Below are 20,005 nucleotides of genomic sequence, written 5' to 3'. Positions count from 1 at the left end.
TCGGGTTTCGACCCCGGGCGTGACAAAAATATCGGTGTGTCGTTCCGTCGGTCGCGGCGAGCGAGACCGAAGCGGTCACTCTCGGCGAGAGCCGACGACGACGCGATATAAACAATCAGAATCAGTACTATTCTCCAGAAATATACGTTTGAATATACTTTGGAGCGCGGTTCTCGAGTCCCCGCCGAGACCCCGCCGACGCGGTCGCGCGCGGCTGGACAGTGTTCCCCCGTTCAGTACGCTTATTATCCTCTCGCTCGGAGCGTCCACTACATGGCCACTCAAAATCCGGTCCCGGAACCCACAGCGTATCCGGATCCGGAGACGGCGGACCACGTCACGTACAACCCCTCGTTCGCTGAGCTGCGCGAACTGTCGGCGGACGAGGAGGTGACGACGGAGTACGGATCGCCGTCATACGTGAGCGACTATCGGTCGCGGAGCGCCGAGGCGACGGCGAACACCCTCGACGACGACTTCGACGACGAGGATTACGGCGTGTTCGCGCGCGGCGTCGAGTGGGTCAACGACTCGGAAAACGACGTGGTCTGCGTCGACCGCGTCGTCGGCCGGCACCCGGACACATCGTACGTGTGTCGGCTGTTCCTCCCCGCGGAGTACGGTCGGATCGCGCTCTCGTGGGCGAAGCTCCTCGAACCGTCCCACGGCCGGTCCCCGGACTTCGTCACGGTGCAGTTGCCCGATGCGACCGACGATCCGCGGATCCGGGTCCACCCGGAAGACGGCGTCACGACGGTTCTCGGGAGCGATTACACAGGCGAGGCGAAGAAGTCGTTCCTCCGGCTGTTCATGCACCGCGCGAAGCGACAGAGCGGACTGGGCCTCCACGCGGGGAGCAAGCGCGTCACGCTCGCCGACGGGGACGACGCCCGCGACGTGGGACAGCTGTTCCTCGGTCTCTCCGGGACGGGGAAGTCGACGCTGACCAGCCACGGCCTCTGGCTCGACGACCCGGAGGGCGTCGAGATGATTCAGGACGACGTGTGCGCGCTCCTGCCCTCGGGGACGGTCGCCGGAAGCGAGGGCGGCGGCCTCTACGTGAAGACGATCGGCCTCGACGCGTCGGAGCAGCCGGAACTGCACAGCGCCGTGACCGACGAGAGCGCCGTCCTCGAGAACGTCGCCGTCGACGACGACGGCACGGTCCACTTCGACGAGCCTCGCTACGGGAAGAACGCGCGGGCGACCATCCGACGGAACCGGCTGGAGAGCTCGGCGGACGACATCGACCTCGACCGCGTCGACCAGGTGTTTTTCATCACCCGGAACCCACTGATGCCGCCGATCGCGCGCCTCGACTACGAGCAGGCCGCGGTCGCGTTCATGCTCGGGGAGTCGGTCGAGACGAGCGCGGGCGATCCCTCGCGGGTGGGCGAGCCGATCCGAGTCGTCGGCACCAACCCGTTCATCGTCGGCTCCGAGGGCGAGGAGGGGAACCGCTTCCGCGACCTCATCGCCGACCTCGACGTCGAGTGTTACGTCATCAACACGGGAACGGTGGGGACCGACGACCCGATCGACGTCGGCGTCGAAGAGACCGTCGCCGTGCTGGAGGGGGCGGCCCGCGACCGCATCGAGTGGGAGCGCGACGACGACCTCGGGCTGACCGTTCCGAGCGAGGTTCCGGGGATCGACGTCGAGCGGTTCGCCGTCGCCGATCGCGTCGACGACTTCGAGGCGGCCCGCGACGCGCTCCGCGAGGACCGCCGCGAGTACCTCGCCGAGTTCGAGGACCTCGACGACGAGATCCGCGACGCGATGTACTAGCAGGCGCTCCGAGCGACTGTTCCGCGGCGACGACGGTCAAACCGTCAGTCGGCGCCGTGTCGCAGCGTGCGGCCGCAGTTCCGGCAGACGAGCGATCCGTGGTCTCTCGCGACTGTATCGCCACACCGAGGGCATATCGAACGCATACCCGAGTACTGGTTCGACGGTTACATAACTCTTACTCGTCGATCGTCGATTAGCGCCATGCTTACTACGTCGAGTTGCGACGGTTCCGCCGATCGCGAGAGACCGCAGATGACCCGCTATCTCACCGCGACGACGCACCGTCGGCGGCTCATCGCCGGACGAGCCCGAGATCGTGCTGTTCCACGACGCCGGCAACTCCCCCGCGCTGTTCGAAGCGGTTGTCGGGTGGCAATGCGACCGCTACCGAGGGCTGGGCCCCCGCTCGATCTGATTGAGTGATCCGGTCAAACTGGTCAGGTAACTCGATCGAGCCCCCTGTCGCTCGCCGTAAGCGGGACCTTATTCTCCCAATTTCGTTCTGTCTTCCAGAACACATATTACCACCGTGTATCTTGATCGATCAGTATGGACGCCAAGTATCCGGTTCGAACCACCGAGAAGACCCTCGCGTTGGTCGAGGAGCGCTGGAAGGGCTACGCTGTATCGCGGCCCCGGTCAAGGACTCCTCGGACGAGACGCTGGGCGCGATCAGCGTGTCGGCGCCCGCCAGCCGCGTCAGCGACGACGACCGCCACGGTCAGCTCCCCGAACGCGTGCTCAGCGCGACCAACGTCGTCGAACTGAACACAACTACTGATCAGGCGTTCCGTCACTCAGAACGCCTTTTCCGCGGGTTTTACGCGCCGATACGAGCAACACTGCCGCCTAGTACGATGGATATCGGTCGGTTCTCGCGATGAAAATTACAACCATATGTTTGTAACGCCCATCGGCAGTCTGTCTCGGGTTCTGTTCTGTCTTCCAGAACACGAGAGTGCCGCCCGGAACGCCGACCTGATCGGGTCGTTACTGGTCGCCCGCGCCCCGGCCGTACGCCTGCCAGCCGCCGTCGGCGTACAGCACTTCGCCCGTGACGAAGTTGTTCCGGCACGTCGTGTTCGGCCCCGCCGACTGCGAGCGTCTGCGTGAGGTTGTCGACGCCCGCCTTCGCCGCGTAGTACGGCGACAGCACGGCGATGTCGACGTCCCCCGTCGACACGTCTCCCCCGGCGTTCTTTCCGAGGCCCTCGTAGAGCGACTCCTGGTAGTCCCGTACGGCGCCGATATGGAGCTGGACCGTTCAGATCGCCGACGAACTCCAGCAGGTACTCCTCGTCGATGAATCCCATACCGAGCGCGGCAAAAGCTCGGACCGCGGCTCCCCGCCGGTCTGTACTACGGCGCCTCCCCGCCGGTCTGCTCTAACAGACCCCTCATGTACCCGATCGCGAACAGCCGCCCCATGTCGGTGTAGCCCGCCTGCGCGTCGTCGCGGTGGCCCTCGTCGAGCATCCGCGGGACGTGGTCGGGGCGGATCGGGCCGTCGAAGCCGACCTCGCGGTACGCCTCCATCGCGGCGAGCATGTCCGTGGGGCCGTCGTCCTGCCATCTCTCGACGAACTCCTCGGGGGTTCCGTCGACGTCCCGGAAGTGCACGAAGTGGATCCGGTCGCCGAACCGCCGGATCGTCTCGGGGACGTCGGCGCCCATCGCGGCGTAGTTTCCCTGACAGAACGTCAGCCCGTGGTTCGGGCTGTCGCGGAGGTCCAAGATGCGCCGGACGTTCTCCACGGAACTGACGAGCCGCGGGACGCCGCGCAGGGAGCCGACCGGCGGGTCATCAGGGTGGAGCGCGAGCTTCACGCCCGCCTCCTCGGCCACGGGGACGACCGCGTCGAGGAAGTACTCAAGGTTCTCCCAGAGCTCCTCCTCGGTCACGTCGACGGGGTAGTCCGGCGCGCGCTCCGCCTGCTCGTGGTCGTAGGCCGTCGTCCGGGAGTCGCCGCGCAGCGGGACCTCGTCGGCGGTGCGGAGGACCCCGACCGGGTTCTCCGTCCAGACCCAGCAGTAGACGCCGATACCCGCCCGACCCATGTTCCGGATGAGGTGCTTGACCGTCTCGATCTCCTCGTCGCGGCCGTCCCGCCCGAGGACGGTGTTCGTCATCGGCGGGCGGTCCTCCACCACGTCCAGCGAGAGCCCGTGGGCCGCGAACCGGTTTTTGGTCCGCAGAAGCGAGTCGTACGTCCACCACTCGTCTTCCCCCCAGAACCTGACGACGGCGGTCGAGACGCCGAGCTGACGGGCGAGGGTCCACCGCCGGTCGGGACGCGGCGGCAACATGACTGTCGTGTCCATACGACGCCTTCGCGACCCGCCCCAATAGTGGTTGCGTGGCCGAGCGGCGGTCCGGCTCCCCACGCATCTCGGGGAGGAATCCGCGATAGCGAAGTCGACGACCCGTCGTTGCCCCCACCATTTTCGGCTTCCCGGAATGGTGAGGGGTATCACCGTGAACCCCGCACCGTCCGCGCAACGCCGCGAGCGGGTGGGACGATCCGCGTTCCCGAACGCGGACGTGAGAAATCGAACCATGTTGGGGAAACGTACTTATTGCAGGCGAAACATTCAATCTATACGGTCGAGTGCTGCGAGTCACCATCTATCAACTCGACCGTGTCTTCCGTTCCGGCGAGCGATCCGCACCGCGGTGGCTCGGCGCCGTCAGTTCGTGCGGACGGTGACGAAGCCGGAGCAGTTGAGGATGAGTGTTGGGTGGTGTCGCCGAACATCGCTCTCCCGGTCGGGGATCGACGCCGTCCCGTGATGTACACGTGGTCGCAGCCGTGTTCCTCCGCGGGCTCGATAACCCGGCTCGCCCCCTGTGCGAACGGCCCTCGCACGATGTCGTCGGCGAACTGCTTCGCGACGGTCCGCGCGTCCTCGTCGGCGTAGTCTTTGTTCTCCACGCCACCGATCTCGTCGAGGGCCGTCTGCGACTCCTCGAACCGTTCCGGCGTCAGCGGGAGGGACAACACCAGATCGGCGTCCGTCCCGGCGACGTACGCTGCGGCCTCTCGAAGCGTGTCGCTGCTGCGGTCCGGATCGTCGATGGCCGCGAACGCGTCTCCACGGGCGTGTCAACGGACCCGTCCCGTATGAAAATCGTCTTCGGAAGGGACGTGGACCGGCCGTCAGTGGGACAGACGCGGCCGGTCGGTTTCGGGACGATACGTGTGGGAGCGGCGGAACCGGTTCAGTAGTTGTCGTAGACGGTCTTCTCGATCGTGTAGAACTCCATCCCCTCGTCGCCCTGTTCGCGCCAGGTCTCCGACGAGGAGCGCTTGAACCCGCCGAAGGGGACGTGGAGTTCGAGCCCGGTCGTCTTCTCGTTGACCTTCACGACGCCGGCCTCCGCCTCGTCGACGAACCGCTTGGCCTCGGTGTGGTCGTCGGTGACCACGCTGGCCGAGAGCCCGTACTCCACGTCGTTGGCGACGCGGAGCCCCTCGTCGTAGTCGCTGACCTCGATGACCGCGACCACCGGGCCGAACACCTCTTCGCAGGCGATCGTGTCGTCGTTGTCGACGTCGGTCAGGACGGTCGGCTCGACGAAGTGGCCGGTCTCGACCGCGTCGCCGGTCGGCCGCTCGCCGCCCGCCGCGACCGTCGCGCCCTCCTCGCGGGCGATGTCGATGTACTCGAGCGTGGACTCCAGCTCGTCGGCGCTGACCTGCGGCCCCATCTCGTGGTCGAGGCCGGGGCCGATGTCGACGGCCTCCGCGGCGTCGACGAGCTCGTCGACGAACTCGTCGTACACGTCCTCGTGGACGATCGCGCGGGAACACGCGGTACACGACTGGCCGGTCGTCCCGAAGCCGCCGGTCGCGACGATCTCGGCGGCCTCCGCGGGGTCGGCCGAGTCGGTGACCAGCGTGGGGTTCTTCCCGCCCATCTCGGTCTGGACGCGCTTGCCGGCGTCCGTGGCCTGATCGTAGACCATCTCGCCGACCTGCCCGCTGCCGGTGAAGGAGACGGCGTCGGTGCCCTCGTTCGTGATGAACTCGTTACCGACCGAGCTACCGGGGCCCGTCACGACGTTGAGCACGCCGTCCGGGAGCCCGGCCTCGTCTAACGCCTCCGCGAGCGCGAAGACGACGCCCGGGGCGGCGCTCGCGGGCTTGATGACCACGGTGTTGCCCGCGGCGAGCGCGGGGGCGAGCTTCCACGCCGGGATGGCGATGGGGTAGTTCCACGGCGTGATCAGCGCCGCGACGCCGACCGGCTCCTTGCGCGTGTAGAGCGTCGTGTCGCGGCTGTTCGATCCCTTCACCGTCCCGCCGAGGTCCGAGGCCTTCCCGGCGAAGTAGTGGAAGATGTCTATCGCGCGCTGTACCTCGCCGGCCGCCTCGGGACGGGCCTTCCCCTCTTCCGCGACGAGCGTCTCGGTGAGTTCGTCTTTCCGATCGGCGAGGATCGTCCCCGCCTGCCGGAGGATCCGACCGCGCTCCGGACCGGGCGTGGTCGCCCACTTCTCTTGTGCGTCCCCCGCCGCCTCGACCGCCTCGACGGCGGCCGCCGCGTCGGACTGCTGGTAGCTCGCCACCGTCTCGTCGGGGGCCGCAGGGTCGTAAACCTCGAACGTCTCTCCCGTTTCCGAGGAGACCCACTCGCCGTCGACGTAGTTCTGATTAGGCTCGGGCACGTCCCCACGTTCACGACCGACCCATACCATTCTTACGGTTTTAGCGATCCGCGAGGCAGCGTCGAGGCTTACGTCGAGTTCTGTGCTGTGATTGACTTGCTAGGCGTTTGTTCAGCCACGAGGTCGAAGCCTCGCTCCTCCATTTCATCGAGGTATCGTTCCGCGTCGAGGCCACTTGTCTCGGTGATAAAGATACCGTCCTCATCAACGTCACCGTCCGCCATGAGCTGGAGTGTGACCGATAAGGGGACGCCGACGTAACTGCCATACTCGCGCATCACCGTGATCTCTTCGACGTCGAAGAAGGGAGACGGCTGCTCTAAGTGGAAGACGGCACGGTCGTCCTGGCCGTCTACCGTTCCAGTTACCTCTGCTGAAAGGACCGTCTGGGGCGTCCACTCCGTCTCTGGGGACAATTCCTCAGGCGGTCTCCACTGCGTTTCGAGCTCTAGTCCTTGGTTCTTCACTTGCTGTTGCATGATTTCGACGGGATCAACCTCCGTTCCGTCGACTTCCACGCTGTCCGTCTCAAACGCGTTCGAAGCGTGGAGCGTCCGCTCGTAGCGTTTCCATTCGTCGTGCCATGCGCCGCGCGTAATGATACGGTCGACATTCTTTTCCTGCGCAATCGGAGACTGTGGGAAGGTGATCGGTTCGGGGTGAGAGATGACGTACGTCTCCTCTTCTCCGATCGGATCCGGAAACGTGAACGTCCTTTGTTCGCTAAACGCCGGGAGATCGTTGATCACTTCGCCGTTTTCCCACTTAGCCCGTTCGTCGACATCGGGGTTGTGTTCGTAGGTGACCGTGTCAGTGAGTCCGGGCGTCGTCTGCGTGAGAAGACGCCACATCCCCCAGTAGAAATTGACGTCTTCGACGTCGTCGAACTGGTCACAGCCAACCATTCCAAGTGCGATAGTGCTTACGAGACCACCGTTGGCGAACCAAAGCGAGTTCCCTGCTTCAGCGAACTCCTCGGAACGGTCGAGTACCTCCTCGAAGTCAAAAGCGTTCAGGTCGACCCCAGTGAGGTCGCCGACGCGTTGCATCGCGTCCAAAACGTTCGACTCGAAGGGATATGGGAGACCGTTGACCACGTAGTCGGCACCTTCGAGGACACGGACGATGTCGTCTGTGTCGGTTGCGTCCACTGGTTCGAACCGAAACCGGTCGTCGTCGAGGACGTCGACGAGCCGGCGCGCGTTCTCCTCGTCAGCGTCAGCCACGACGATTTCGTCAAAATCGCTGGTCTGGTGAAGATCGTAGACACAGCCGGATGTCATCGCCCCGGATCCGCCCAGTACGACAGTTTTGCTACTCATGATCCGTATCTGCCTTTTCGCTAATCCATAATATAAGTACCGGGAGAATAGAAACCGGCGACAGTCGATCCATCACGACTACGTTAAATCTATTATCGCGGATCGAGACCACTGAGACCACGATGAGTAAAACAGCCGCGTTTGCGGTAGGAGCAATGCTTCTGTACACCGGATGGGCGTTCCTCGCGAAGTTGGCGACGAACGGGATCCCCTCGGAACAGGCTGTCGTCTACACGTACGTCGCGGGGATCAGCGTTGCCGTGACGTACGTCGCCGTCAGTGGAGACACAATCGTGGCTGACCCCGGAAGCATTAGCATCGCGCTCGCGGCGGGGGTCTTCCTCGGCGCCGGAACCCTGTCGTATTACCTCGCCCTCAGCGGAGGATCCGCCGCCATATCGACCGCGATCAGCGGGATGTACATCCTCGGAACGGCAGTGCTGGCGATTATCTTCCTCGATGAGTCGCTCACCGTGACACAGTTGGCTGGACTCGGATGTGCGGTAGTCGCTGTCGTCTTGCTCGCACGATGAACGTGCAATACGTTCGCCCGTTCGGCGTGGAGAACGCGAAACCATCGGCGGTGACAGCAAAAGTACCACTCACCGGAACGACTCAGAATAGAGGGACGAGAACGGATAGTAAAGACGCTTCAGGGCCACAGCGGTCGGCAACGCAACGTCGATCCGCTGGGAGTGGTTATCTCGCTGTCCGGTGTCTTCCTCCTCGCTCCGGTATTGCCTGAGCGAACCTGCTGGCGTGTTTTTTCGTTGCCGCGTGTACACCGGGTCGGCGCGGACCCTGCTGAGTGGACGGTGGACACCGCTCGTTCTCGAGTAGTAAGCCCCCGATCACCAGAACTTCTTTTATCCTCTGCTCCGTGTGTGGGGTATGGCAATTGTAGCTGCCGTTGACGACTCGGAGAGAGCAGCGCACGTTCTCAAGGAAGCTGAGACGCTCGCAAATGACCTCAACGAAGAGCTGCACGCTTTGCACGTCTTCGAGCGCTCGGAACTTGTCGACGTCCTCGAAAAGGAAGTCGAAGGTCAGGACTTAACGGAGAACTGGGAGGTCCAACAGGTCGCCGAAGATATCGTCTCGCGGGCGCTACCGGACGCAGAACGAGCAGACCCAACAGTCGCCGTGCGTGTCGGCGACCCGGGTTCGGAGATTGCGTCGTACGCTGCGGAGAACGACATTCGATACGTCGTCGTCGGCGGGCGACAGCGCTCGCCGACGGGGAAAGCGCTGTTTGGAAGCGTAACGCAGGCCGTTATCTTTGACTCTCCCGTCCCTGTCGTCAACGTCGCGCTAGAATAAGACGGAACAGACGCCCGTGGAGCGACGATCTGCGCCGAATCTTCGTGAAACGAAAAGCGGTCCGCAGATGCCCCGAACCGGTCTCGTTTTCAGTGGCAGCGTCAATCGTCAGAGCTGCGCATCCAGCCCGGCCGGCGCTCCGAGAAGTAGTCTAAGACGGTCCCTCGATCTTGTGTCTCGGCGGTGTCCGAACCGTAGCGCTCGGTGAACAACACTGGTTTGTGCTGTTCAAATTCGACGGCCATGCCGATGAGACACAGTACGATGACGAACGCAATCGGGAAGCCCAACAGGACTACGAAATCCTTGAGCGCAGCGAGCCCGCCGCTGACGAGCAACAGCGAAGAGAGGAGTCCCACCAGGGCGCCCCAAATAACGCGGTTAGCGGTCGAGGGATGTTCGCTTCCGTCCGTCGTGAACATTGCAAGGCTCAGGGTCGTTGAGTCCACTGTCGTGATGAGGAACGTGAGGACGAGCAGGAGGTAGGCGACAGCGAAGACGCCGCCGAAGGGAACGAGCGTCTCGAACAGTGGGAAGGCGGCGACTTCGCGCCCTTGCTCAAACACGATGGAGAGCAGTTCGACGGAGCCCTGCGTCTCCACCCACAGGGACGACCCGCCCATAACGACGAACCACGGGAATGAGGCGCTGGTGGTGCCGACGAGTCCAGCGAACACCACTTGGCGAATAGTCCGTCCCCGGCAGATTCGCGTGATGAAGATGCCGATCATCGGCGCAAAAGAGAACCACCACGCCCAGTAAAAGACAGTCCAAGCCCCGACCCACTCGCCACCGTTCGTGGCGTTCATGAACAGACTCATGCTGACGAATTCGTTCATGTAGCCGCCGAGCGCCTCCGTGCCGGTATTGAGTAGGAACGACGTGGGGCCGAACACGAACGCCAGAGTGAGCAGCGCACCGAACAGGTACATGTTGAACGTCGAAACTCGGCGGATGCCACGCTTGACGCCAAGCGCCGCGGACGCGGTGAACCCGATTGTGAGTCCAACGGTGACCAGTATTGTGCCGAGATCACCGACTTGAACGCCGTAGTTGTAGTTCATCCCGGCAAGGAACTGCGTCACGACGAAGCCGAGCGAAACGGCGACGCCGCCGACAGAGATGACGACCATCAGCAGATCCAGCGGTTTGACCCACTTCGCGTCGAGGTTCTCAACGCCGATGAACGGCGCGAACACCGTCGACGGCTTTATCGGCGCCCCCTTTCGGTGGACGTAGTACGCGATGGTCAGGCCGACGACGAGATATGCTGACCACGGCGATATACCCCAGTGTAGCATCGTGTACTGAACTGCGTCCGGGATGATGGAGGCAGTTTCCGCTTCGCCGTTGACGAACGGCGGCCCCGAAGAGTAGTGAAATAGTGCCTCTGCCGGCCCGTAGAACACTAGCCCGGTCGAGAGACCTGCGGAGAACAGCATTGCGAGGAACGAAAAGTACGAGAACTCCGGCTCCTCGTCGTCGTCCCCGAGTTTGATGCTCCCCCACGGGCCGACGAGCAACCACACACAGAACGCGACGGCGAGGAACATCGACCAAAGGAACATCCAACCGAACTCCGTCCAGAGGAAGTTATTGATGTTCGTGAGTTCTGTTGCGGCGGCGTCGGGATTCAACGCGATGTAGCCGATAGCCAGGATAGTAACGATGGCGCCGCCGACGAAGACGAACGGATCGATCTCCTCACGGAAGGCAGCGAGGTGACCCTTGGATTCCGCGCTCATAGATACACCACAACTATTCCGTCCTCGACTTCTGTGTCGTATGTCTCGACCGGCGGTTCGTCGCCCTCGAGTTCGACATCACACCCTCCGCAACCACCGTCGGTGGCGCCAGCTTTGTCCTCGGATTCAACGCGGGCCTCGAACGTCTTGGCCTTCACCTTGTGCGGGTTGAAAACCGATTCGCCGCTTTTGACGTCGAATTCCCAGCCGTGCCACGGACAGCGGACGACCTGTCCCGGCTTGACCCACTCGTACTCGCCCGGGCTGTCAGCCTCAGTGGTTCCCCCGACTTTTCCTTCACAGAGTGGCGCACGCTGGTGGGGACAGTCGTTTTTCATGGCGTAGTACTCTCCGTCGACATTGAAGATCCCAACCGAGAATCCGCCGAGCGTCTCGATCCTCCGCTCACCCGGATCGAACTCGTCGGCCGAACAGATCTCGAACCGTTTCTCTGTCATGTGAATCACTCGAGTTTACTGCCGTCAGTCGGTAAGTCCCATAGTTCTGCTGCGTTCTCGTGTTTGATCGCCCGTTCCATCTCCTCGTCCATCGGTGGTAGCCCCCAGTTCGGATCGTCGCCGTCCCAGTGTGGATAGTCCGAGGCGTAGATGAGCATCTCGTCTGCGTGCATCATCTCAAGGATCTGGTCGTGGTGTTCCGGTCGCTCGGGCTCCTCAATGGGCTGGCTGGCGAACCAGACGTTGTTTCGGATGTAGTGGCTCGGTTTCTCTTTCAGCCACGGGACCTGCGAACGGAGTCCTTTCCAGTTTTTATCGAGTCGCCACATGAAGTGCGGAAGCCACCCGTACCCTCCCTCGATGAACGCCCAGCGCAGGTCGGGATACTCGACGAGAACGCCCTCGGTAACGATCGAGGCGAGCTGCCCCATGTAGTACGAGCCGAGAAGCGTGTGCCACTCGATGTAACTGTTTGGATGGCCGGCGCCAGTCGGCGGGTTACTCGTTCCGTGTCCTTCCGAGAACGGGTGAACCGCCATCGCAAGGTTCCGCTCTTCGGCGGCCTCGTACATCGGCCAGTACTGGGGTCGACCGTACGGCACTTCGGCACCACCGGGGAGCATCACTTGACGGATCTGTGGGTGATCGCCGTATTCCCGGATGAGCTCCGCGGCTTGCTCAGGCGCCTTCGGCGCGACGTACATCGACCCAATAAACCGATCGTCGACGGGGAAGACGTCATTCACCAACCACTCGTTAAATGCGCGTGCGAGCTCGTTAGCGTAGTCACGATGGGGCAGCGCCGCAAGATTGAACCACGAGTTCCCGGTCAACATCGCGTAGTCGATATCGTGCTTGTCCAAGTGATTCTCACAGATCTCTTCGAGATCTGAGCCCGGTTTATTCCCGTCTTCCGTCTTTTCGTCCTGCCGAAGGAACTCCCCGGGATTCCGGTAGAGAAGTTCCGGGAGGACCAGCCCATCGTCTTTGTAGCGGTCCGGAAGGTACTGAGCGATCGCGTCGTCGTCCGCCCAGCGTTGGTGGACGTCTGCGTCGACGAGTGTTAGCTCCGAGTCTGAGCGACTCTCGGTCACCATTTCTTGGGTATCACTTGTCATGCTCTACGTTGACTTACCGGCACTATTCTAAATAAGTCTTTCCTTATTTTGGATGATAAATTTGGACGTGGAGAGTCTCTATACGAAGTATTCGACGGAATAGCGGTTCGGCCGATACTTTAAACGTGGGAAGATAATTCGGTATTATCGAAGGGCAAGTACTAATCAAGTCGCCGATCGCAGCTATCGCGGCATATTCTCGCGTTGAGTCGTTTAACCGGTCTCAATATTCGACAATTCCGAATATATATGTGTGATGCCACTGAGAGACGGTGTATGGACGAAGCTAACCGGCCAATCAAGGCGTTGTTAACGATGAATGATGTCGTGGCGACGCTTGAGAGAGACGGCAAAAGAACTGTTACGGCAGTAGCGGAGGAGATCGACAGACCGTCCAGCGTCGTCCACGACTACCTGAATACGCTCCGAGAGTTGGGGTACGTAATACAAGATGACGATGGTGCATATAAACTCAGTCTTCGGTATCTGGAACTTGGAGGGCACGTCCGCGACCACGTGACGCTATACAATGTGGCGAAGCCGGAAGTGAATACCCTCTCTACAAAAACCAACAACGAATTTGTCACACTATCAGCCGAACAAAACGGGATGTGCGTCGCACTTGATGTCGTCCAGAACGACCTAAGTATCTCGTACGACTTCACCGACGGTACGCATTTCCATATGCACTCTTCCGCCGTCGGAAAAGCGATCCTCGCACAGTACGCTGACGAACGCATAACTGAAATACTTGACAGACACGGGATGCCCGCGCACACAGAAAACACGATTACCGACCGTGGGGAGCTCGAACAGGAGTTCGAACAGATCCGCAAAAACGATGTCGCGCTCGACCGCGAAGAATACAGAGTGGGGATGGCGTCGATCTCCACAGCCATCGAGGATTCGACTGGAAACGCGGTAGGCGGTCTCAGTATTACTGGCCCCGCTCACCGATTCCGAGAATCCGAAGTGCAAGAGGACCTCCGGAAAAAGATTTTGGCATCCAAAAATGTGATAGAATTGAACTACGCTTCGAGTCACGAGGCGATTTAAACCGAATCGAAACGGGCCAAAGCACTCACGATAACCAATCCGCCGACGGGCCGGTTATCTCTCACTCTCTGAAGTCACCCAACGCGAACAACGTGTGGACGATCCGAGCTATTGTCGTTTGAGTTACAATCGAATCGATAGCTCTCTCAAAATAGCTGTCCCTATCGGATGTCTCCTGCAGCAGTCGGTGTATCCGTCCCCTCAACACTAGTTCTGTACAACAGAACGCAGTATTACCTCTCGATAAGTATCCTTCCGCACTACAACCATGCTGTACAAACCCACTGCTCCAGATTATACGCATAGAGAGACTCAAATAGACAGAGATATTCGTGAAAATTAAGGCACGGCATCCTGACAAACAGAACAGTGCGACTGAGCAGTATCCTGCAAATTACATACTTAGTTATGTAATGCCTTAGGACGATGGAGGAAAAAAGGTCCAGCAAGATACAGATTAGTATAAAAAATCGAAGCTAGAGTTCTGTCGGACAGAACGAATATAGGGCCAACTACAAGTACTCTCAGCGAGTGGCCTTCTCATATGACCCGAGCAAACGCACCCGTCGAATCGATTGATACCGTCTTATCAATAGTAGAATACCTCGAACAAGCCGGTGAGGCAGGAGTGACCGAAATATCCGATTCTGTTGGGGTTTCGAAAAGCACCGCACATAACCATCTTACAACACTTCGTGAAAGAGGGTACGTCGTGAACGAGGATGGTCAATACCGGCTCGGGCTCCGTTTTCTTCGGATCGGTGAGACGACACGGATACAGACTGACCTGTTCGAGATTGCACGACCGCAAATTGAGTCCCTCGTTGAGGGGATGGAATTAGTAGGCAATCTCGCCGTGGAAGAACATAGAGAGGGTGTTTACTTGTACCGCTCCCGCGGAAGCGACGATATTCGGTTTTCGACACGGGTCGGCGAGAGACATGACTTACATTGTACGGCTACCGGGAAATCGATTCTCGCCCACGTGTCGTCGGATCGACTTGAGGCGCTGCTCGAATCGCTGGAACTGACCGGCTACACTGAGCATACAATTACGGAAAAACAGAATCTGTTAGACGAGCTCGACCGAGTTCGCGATCGCGGTGTCGCGTTTGACGAAGAGGAGTACGGTCCCGGGCTTCGCTGCGTTGGCGTTCCAATATTCGGTCCCGACGACGTAGTAATCGGCGCAATTAGTCTTTCAGGGCCTGCAGCCGACATGAAAGGAGACTGGTATCGGGAAACCCTTCCGGACCGCTTACGTGCGACAAAAAATCGTATCGAGGTGAATCTCCGCGATTACTAACCTTCGGGAGTAATTTTTGTGAAAGAGGGGGTATCAAAATAGCGGATCGCATTATCGACGGCTCCGGAGGCCTTGATTCAGCGGTCTACTGATTTCGAGGCGTATCGGCGGAGAACCGGTCGTAGAGCCTGCATGCGTTCTGACACTGAGAACGGGGTGGAGAATGGAAATTACAGACGTATTGATGTAATGTAATGGTCCGCGGACGCCGAGACCGCGAGAGCGAGAAGCGCGGGGACGGCCACCGGCGGGCGGATCAGTCGATCTGTTCGACGTAGGCGTACTCCTCGGGGAGGGCGGCGGCGTCTTCGGGGAGGAGCGCGGCGACGAGGTAGTCGGCGTGGGTCCGGAAGTAGTCGACGACGCGCGCGATCCGGTCCGAGTCGATCGCCTCAAGTGAGTCGAGCAGGACGAACGGGACCGTCTCGTAGACGTCGTGGACGAGGTAGCCGGCGAGCGCGAACACGAGCCCCGTCACCTCCCGTTCGCTCTCCGAGAGGTGGTCGACCGTGTCCTCGTAGGCCGTCCCGTCGGGCGACGAGCGAACGATGTGCAGATCGAAGCGGGTCCGCGTGACCTTGCGACGCCCCTCGCGGACCTCGGTCTCCCGGCGCTCGATCCAGATCCGGTCGAGGTTCTCGTACTCCAAGATGTCGAGAACCGTCTCCATGTGCTCGTTGAACTCCTCGACGGCGGTCTCCTCGATGCGGTCGACGCGCGTCCGCAGCTCCGTCAGCCGCTCGGCGAGCTCCTCGCGTTCGGCCTTCAGGTCCTCGCGGCGCTCGATCGCGGCCTCCCGCTCGTCGATCTCCTCGTCGATCTCGTCGATCTCGTCTTCGAGCCGCTCGATCCGGAGCTCGATCCCGTTCGCCTCGCGGTGGAGCTCTAACGCCTCGTCGTAGCCGTCGACGTCGATCGACTCGGCCTCCTCCTCCAGCTCCTCGATCTCCGCTTCCTTCGACTCGATCCGGTCTTCCAGATCCGCGATCCGCGACTCGGTCGACTCGATCTCCGTCCCGACCGCGTCGAGCCGCTCCTCGGCGCGCTCGATCTCGCGTCGGGCTTGCTTGATCGACGACTGCTTGTCGGTGAGCTCCTGGATCTCCGCGCGGATCTCGTTGCGCTCGTCGAGCTTGTCGGACCGGAGCTCTCGGAGGCGATCGAGGGTCGCCTCGATCTGGTCGGTCTCGACCTCGGACCCGCAGGTCCAACAGACCGTCTGGTCGCCCGCGGTCAGCGCGTCGGTCGGGTCGTCGCCGGGCGTCCCCTCGTCGATGTCGATCCCCGAGCCGTCGACCATGTCCTCGTTGAAGCCGATGACGCTCCCGAGCTCGTTGACCTCGTCGTCGAGGGAGCGCTTCCGCCGGCGGAGCTCGTCGATCCGACCGGCGAGCCGGTCCGCGTTCTCGTCGGGCTCTTCCGCCTCCTCGACGGTCTCTTGGAGCTCCTCGCGCTCCGCCTTCAGCTCCGCGAGCGTCGAGCGCTCGGTCTCGAGGTCGAACTCCAGGTCGTCGAGGGCGGACCGGGCGTCGCGCACCCGCTGGAACGCCTCCTCCATCTCCTCTTTGCGCGTGCGGCTCTCCTCGACGCCGGCGTCGAGCTCGTCGAGCTCCTCTCGGACCGACTCCAGCTCTTCTTGCGCTTCTTCCAGCTCCTCGAGCTTCTCGCGGCGGTCCGCCTCGAGGTCGGGGAGGTCGCGTTCGAGGCTGTCGAGCGTCTCGATCTCGGACTCCAGCTCGTCGCGTTCGCGCTTGCACTCGCGGATCTCCGCGTCGATCGCGTCGGTGTCGATCGGCCGCATGATGATCTCGCGGAGGTCGTCGCCGCGCGCCACCGCCCGCCGCGCCTCGTTGTTCTCCAGCAGGAACGCGAACAGGTCGGCCAGCTCCGGGTCGTCGAGATAGGGGTCACCGCCGAAGGCGACGGAGTCGCCGCGGCGCTGCAGCGTCCGCGTGTACGTCTCGTCGCCGAGTTCGAGGGTCACTTCGCCCTCCTCGGCGTCCCCCTTCAGGGAGCTCTGACGGCTGCCGAGCCCGGCCATGAGCGCCTGCAGGAAGGAGGTCCGGTTCGTCGCGTTTCGCCCGGTCAAGATCGAGACGCCGTCGGGAAGCGTCACCGACGCCTCGTCGATACCGCCGATGTTTCGAACATCGACGCGGACGGCGGGTTTCGAGATCTGAGCCATCGATATGGTTCGAAAACGGCGGTCGTAGTGTTAAATCTATCCTTCATCGGGTGGATCGGCAGAAATCCGAACCGACCCTGCGTCGGTCCGTCCGCTCGGGCTACCCGGTCGGCTCGGGAGTAGCTCGTCGGCTCGGGAGTAGCTCGTCGGCTCGGGAGTAGCTCGTCGGCTCGGGAGTAGCTCGTCGGCTCGGGAGTAGCTCGTCGGCTCGGGATCGCCACGGTTCGGGATCGCCACGGATCGATGGGAACCGCCGCGTGAGATGTTTCCACTTTCGAATAGTTCAGATATACAGTAAGTACGGAGAAACATCGGCGGGTCGTCGATCGTCGACGCGGCGTCGCTCGGTGCTCCGCGGCGATACGCGTCAAACACTGCCGGAGGTCGACGAGAAGAGACGGAGACGCGACGCGTGCCGTGTTGACCACTGGTGTTGATCAAAAAGAAATAAAATATAATATTATTTAGGCTGGAATGAATTTGTGTAGTCAGGACTCGTCTCGATATTTCGAAATACAGAAGATCCCGCGATTCCGGCTGTTCCACCCTGCATCGGGGTATCTCGCGATCGGAGCGGTGCGGTCTGCGGCTTCGTTGTCCCGAGCGGCGTCAGCCAATACTCTACTCGGAAAACAAATCATATGTGGAGATAGTATTCAAAATTTATTATTCAGAAGTATCATTTCCGATCCGGCTCCGAACCCGTCCGCGTCCGGCGGCCGAAGCCGCCGGGAGACCGGACGCCGAGGTCGGGACCCGACGACGGAAGCGCGAATCGCCGATCGGTCCGCCGATCGTCGTGTTCGCAAGGTTTAGTATGGGAGCCTGTCACGTGTATCGTAATGACGATTCTGCCGGTCGATACGGACGTCCTCGAGGACGTCTGTCGAGATATCGCCCAAGACAACTACGGGTTCGTGTACGTTGCGGACCAGAAGTCGGAGATCAAGTCCGGCTACGAGAGCGCGGACGTCGGAATGTTGAACGCCGGATCGCTCGCCGCGAGCGACATGCGAAAGGCGCTCGCGGAGATGTCGAACGACGAGTTCGTCGACCTCGAACAGATCCGCGACGGGGTGTACTACGTCGACCCGTTCGGCGTGAAGGGCAACATGAACATCACGCGGGAGCTGACGAATCTCTTCGGTCAGCGGCTCGTCGTCACCGGCGAGACGCTCCGCTCGCGGTTCTCCCTGGCCATCGACGACCTGGACTTCTTCGTCGACGAGCTCACCAGGCGCAACTACCTCCGCCGCATCACCGCGGGCAAGCGCGACTACTACACCATCGGGACGGACCTCAAGGAGCACGCCGACGACGTGGGGCTCGACGCCCGGCTCGAACGCGAGGCGTCGAACGGGAAGATCGCCCACAGCGACCTCGAGAGCGTCATCGACGTGAACGCGACCTCGGACGTGATCCGCTACCTCGACCGGGAGGGATACATCGTCGACCTCGACGGCGAGTACCTCGTCGAGGAGGCGATAGACGAGTACGCGACGTTCCTCGCGAACGAGATCGAAGACGCGGTCGAAGAGGAGTTCGAGGAGTCGAGCTACGTGCTCCGCGTCGGCGAGTTCGAACAGGTCGTCGAAAACGAGATCGACACCCGGTTCGATGTCCTCTCGAAGGCGCGGAGCGTCCGGGGGGAGATCCTCGAAGGGACCCGAGAGACGCTGATCGATCGGCTCGGGCTCGACGCCGGCCGCGAGATGGTGGAGGCCGTCGAGCCGTTCGACGCCGTCGCCGACGACCACGCGCGGCGGATCCTCTCCGACGTCAAAGCCGACGCCGATCAGCTCCCAGGGACGCTCCCCGAGTGGGTCGAGCTGGCGGGGGACCACGTCGAGGAGTTACAGGTAAGTAGCGCGACCGCCGTGAACGAACACGTCAGGCAAGCGGTACGCGAGCGCTACCGGAGCCTCGTCAACGAGGAAGAGTTCGGCGGAATGGCCGAGTGACGCGACGACAACGAAACCCAACGATGCCCCAGAAATACGAATTCGAACGGATCGAAAGCGACGGACAGGAGTATGTGATCGCCGACCCCCTCAACCAGACGGACGAGCCGGTTCGGCTCGAGGCCCGCTGGATCGAGGGGGACGACATCGAGGGCGAGTGGGAGCGCGCGATCCGGGCGATCATCAAGACCGACCTGCTCGGCTCGATGGAGCTCAAGGAGGGGAACGGCCGGATCGACCGGCGACAGGCCATCGAGACACTCACCGACGCGAGCGACGAGGAGGGCGACATCGTCACCAGCGAACAGCAGGCCGAGGCGCTGCTGGAGTTCTTCGCGTCCGAGGACATCTTAGAACAGGAGGGCGGACAGGTTGTGATGCTCCGGAACCCCAGCGAGAACCCCGACGAGATCAACGGGCGGATGATCCTCAACTGGGCCGCGGCGATCGACGCCTGCGTCGAGAAGATCTCGGAGACGATAGATCGGGTCAACAGCGCGAAAGAGAAGCTCGAAAACCGGATGGACGGGCTCGATCAGGAGTCGGGGCAGATCGACGAGCACCTCGCGGAGACCGCACAGGAGCTGAAGAGTCTCGGCAACGGCGCCGGCGTCCCGCAGGACCCCGCGGAACTCCCCGAGGAGGAACGTGAGCGCTTCCGACAGCTCAAACGGAAGCTCGTCTACCACAAGAAGATGAAGGAGGCGGACCAGCAGAACCTCGCCGAGAAGGTCGAGAGCGGGGCCGATCGGCTCGCCGACAACATCGAGATGCTGAAGTCGGCGAAGACGACTCTCGGGAACAAACGCGAGCAGGTCCGGACGCAGGCGCTCAAAAAGCAGACGTTCCCCGACGAGGCGATGAACATCGTCGACAACATGGGCGAACTGACGACGCAGCTCGCGGGCGTCGGCGGCATCGAGGAGACCATCGAGGAGACGGCGGACCACGAGGTCGCCTCCATGGTCGACGACGTGCTCGGGGACATCGAGAGCGTCGGCGAGGCCGCACAGCAGACGGCGGGCGAGGAGACGCAAAGCGAGACGGACACGACGGACCTCGAGATGTCGTAGG

Annotated in this window: 15 protein-coding genes and 1 pseudogene; 8 read left to right on the top strand and 8 right to left on the bottom strand. The window is 61.8% G+C overall.

Annotated features, from left to right (window positions below; genetic code table 11):
* Positions 1–273 precede the first annotated feature (273 nt).
* Positions 274–1,788 carry a phosphoenolpyruvate carboxykinase (ATP) gene (locus tag JIN95_RS09040; protein WP_200531177.1) on the top strand — a complete coding sequence of 505 codons (1,515 nt, stop codon included), beginning with the start codon at positions 274–276 and terminating at the stop codon, positions 1,786–1,788.
* A gap of 611 nt (positions 1,789–2,399) precedes the next feature.
* A pseudogene (locus tag JIN95_RS16485) lies at positions 2,400–2,561 on the top strand (IclR family transcriptional regulator C-terminal domain-containing protein); the annotation flags it as partial.
* Positions 2,562–3,150: 589 nt separating this feature from the next.
* Here JIN95_RS16485 and JIN95_RS09030 read toward each other — a convergent pair.
* The 4 genes from JIN95_RS09030 to JIN95_RS09015 form a co-directional block, all read right to left on the bottom strand.
* A complete protein-coding gene (locus JIN95_RS09030; protein ID WP_234699185.1) occupies positions 3,151–4,113 on the bottom strand; it encodes a mannonate dehydratase in 963 nt (320 codons plus the stop codon).
* A 275-nt stretch (positions 4,114–4,388) separates the two neighbouring features.
* Complete coding sequence (locus JIN95_RS09025; protein WP_200532134.1) at positions 4,389–4,868, bottom strand: universal stress protein; 480 nt, start codon at positions 4,866–4,868, stop codon at positions 4,389–4,391.
* Positions 4,869–5,011: 143 nt separating this feature from the next.
* The gene (locus JIN95_RS09020; protein WP_200531176.1) at positions 5,012–6,460 is read right to left on the bottom strand and encodes an aldehyde dehydrogenase family protein; all 1,449 of its coding nucleotides are present in this window, start codon (positions 6,458–6,460) and stop codon (positions 5,012–5,014) included.
* A 68-nt stretch (positions 6,461–6,528) separates the two neighbouring features.
* A complete protein-coding gene (locus JIN95_RS09015) occupies positions 6,529–7,782 on the bottom strand; it encodes a saccharopine dehydrogenase NADP-binding domain-containing protein (RefSeq protein WP_200531175.1) in 1,254 nt (417 codons plus the stop codon).
* A 122-nt stretch (positions 7,783–7,904) separates the two neighbouring features.
* Between JIN95_RS09015 and JIN95_RS09010 the strand changes: the two genes are divergently transcribed.
* Positions 7,905–8,315: an EamA family transporter gene (locus JIN95_RS09010; RefSeq protein WP_200531173.1), complete on the top strand. Its 411-nt coding sequence runs from the start codon at positions 7,905–7,907 to the stop codon at positions 8,313–8,315.
* A gap of 358 nt (positions 8,316–8,673) precedes the next feature.
* On the top strand, positions 8,674–9,102 hold the full coding sequence (locus JIN95_RS09005) for a universal stress protein (RefSeq protein WP_200531171.1): 429 nt from the start codon (positions 8,674–8,676) through the stop codon (positions 9,100–9,102).
* A gap of 101 nt (positions 9,103–9,203) precedes the next feature.
* Here JIN95_RS09005 and JIN95_RS09000 read toward each other — a convergent pair whose 3' ends face one another.
* Genes JIN95_RS09000 through JIN95_RS08990 form a run of 3 tightly spaced genes read right to left on the bottom strand, consistent with a single transcriptional unit; the run spans position 9,204 to position 12,423 of the window.
* Positions 9,204–10,847, bottom strand: coding sequence for a BCCT family transporter (locus tag JIN95_RS09000; RefSeq protein WP_200531169.1), 1,644 nt, complete (start codon positions 10,845–10,847; stop codon positions 9,204–9,206).
* The gene (locus JIN95_RS08995; RefSeq protein ID WP_200531168.1) at positions 10,844–11,305 is read right to left on the bottom strand and encodes a Rieske (2Fe-2S) protein; all 462 of its coding nucleotides are present in this window, start codon (positions 11,303–11,305) and stop codon (positions 10,844–10,846) included. The genes JIN95_RS09000 and JIN95_RS08995 overlap by 4 nt, the downstream gene beginning before the upstream one ends.
* Before the next feature lie 5 nt (positions 11,306–11,310).
* Positions 11,311–12,423: an amidohydrolase family protein gene (locus JIN95_RS08990; RefSeq protein WP_200531166.1), complete on the bottom strand. Its 1,113-nt coding sequence runs from the start codon at positions 12,421–12,423 to the stop codon at positions 11,311–11,313.
* 276 nt (positions 12,424–12,699) lie between these two features.
* Here JIN95_RS08990 and JIN95_RS08985 point away from each other — a divergent pair, with 276 nt between their 5' ends.
* A complete protein-coding gene (locus JIN95_RS08985; RefSeq protein ID WP_200531164.1) occupies positions 12,700–13,479 on the top strand; it encodes an IclR family transcriptional regulator in 780 nt (259 codons plus the stop codon).
* Between the two features lie 544 nt (positions 13,480–14,023).
* On the top strand, positions 14,024–14,785 hold the full coding sequence (locus JIN95_RS08980; RefSeq protein WP_200531163.1) for an IclR family transcriptional regulator: 762 nt from the start codon (positions 14,024–14,026) through the stop codon (positions 14,783–14,785).
* A 256-nt stretch (positions 14,786–15,041) separates the two neighbouring features.
* Here the strand turns inward: JIN95_RS08980 and JIN95_RS08975 are convergent, their stop codons facing one another.
* Complete coding sequence (locus tag JIN95_RS08975) at positions 15,042–16,970, bottom strand: archaea-specific SMC-related protein (RefSeq protein ID WP_200531162.1); 1,929 nt, start codon at positions 16,968–16,970, stop codon at positions 15,042–15,044.
* A gap of 842 nt (positions 16,971–17,812) precedes the next feature.
* Between JIN95_RS08975 and JIN95_RS08970 the strand changes: the two genes are divergently transcribed.
* The gene (locus JIN95_RS08970; RefSeq protein ID WP_200531160.1) at positions 17,813–18,931 is read left to right on the top strand and encodes a hypothetical protein; all 1,119 of its coding nucleotides are present in this window, start codon (positions 17,813–17,815) and stop codon (positions 18,929–18,931) included.
* Between the two features lie 23 nt (positions 18,932–18,954).
* Positions 18,955–20,004: a hypothetical protein gene (locus JIN95_RS08965; protein WP_200531158.1), complete on the top strand. Its 1,050-nt coding sequence runs from the start codon at positions 18,955–18,957 to the stop codon at positions 20,002–20,004.
* Position 20,005 lies beyond the last annotated feature (1 nt).

It is taken from the genome of Halorubrum sp. LN27, from assembly GCF_016635065.1.
GTDB lineage: Archaea > Halobacteriota > Halobacteria > Halobacteriales > Haloferacaceae > Halorubrum > Halorubrum salipaludis.
Note: the sequence above shows the minus strand (reverse complement) of the source record. Positions and strands in the feature narration are given on the sequence as shown.

Coding starts and splice junctions, on each gene's coding strand:
- JIN95_RS09040 (WP_200531177.1), top strand. CDS start 274: ATGGCCACTCAAAATCCGGTCCCGGAACCCACAGCGTATCCGGATCCG.
- JIN95_RS09030 (WP_234699185.1), bottom strand. CDS start 4,113: ATGGACACGACAGTCATGTTGCCGCCGCGTCCCGACCGGCGGTGGACC.
- JIN95_RS09015 (WP_200531175.1), bottom strand. CDS start 7,782: ATGAGTAGCAAAACTGTCGTACTGGGCGGATCCGGGGCGATGACATCC.
- JIN95_RS09010 (WP_200531173.1), top strand. CDS start 7,905: ATGAGTAAAACAGCCGCGTTTGCGGTAGGAGCAATGCTTCTGTACACC.
- JIN95_RS09005 (WP_200531171.1), top strand. CDS start 8,674: ATGGCAATTGTAGCTGCCGTTGACGACTCGGAGAGAGCAGCGCACGTT.
- JIN95_RS09000 (WP_200531169.1), bottom strand. CDS start 10,847: ATGAGCGCGGAATCCAAGGGTCACCTCGCTGCCTTCCGTGAGGAGATC.
- JIN95_RS08995 (WP_200531168.1), bottom strand. CDS start 11,305: ATGACAGAGAAACGGTTCGAGATCTGTTCGGCCGACGAGTTCGATCCG.
- JIN95_RS08990 (WP_200531166.1), bottom strand. CDS start 12,423: ATGACAAGTGATACCCAAGAAATGGTGACCGAGAGTCGCTCAGACTCG.
- JIN95_RS08985 (WP_200531164.1), top strand. CDS start 12,700: ATGGACGAAGCTAACCGGCCAATCAAGGCGTTGTTAACGATGAATGAT.
- JIN95_RS08980 (WP_200531163.1), top strand. CDS start 14,024: ATGACCCGAGCAAACGCACCCGTCGAATCGATTGATACCGTCTTATCA.
- JIN95_RS08975 (WP_200531162.1), bottom strand. CDS start 16,970: ATGGCTCAGATCTCGAAACCCGCCGTCCGCGTCGATGTTCGAAACATC.
- JIN95_RS08970 (WP_200531160.1), top strand. CDS start 17,813: ATGACGATTCTGCCGGTCGATACGGACGTCCTCGAGGACGTCTGTCGA.
- JIN95_RS08965 (WP_200531158.1), top strand. CDS start 18,955: ATGCCCCAGAAATACGAATTCGAACGGATCGAAAGCGACGGACAGGAG.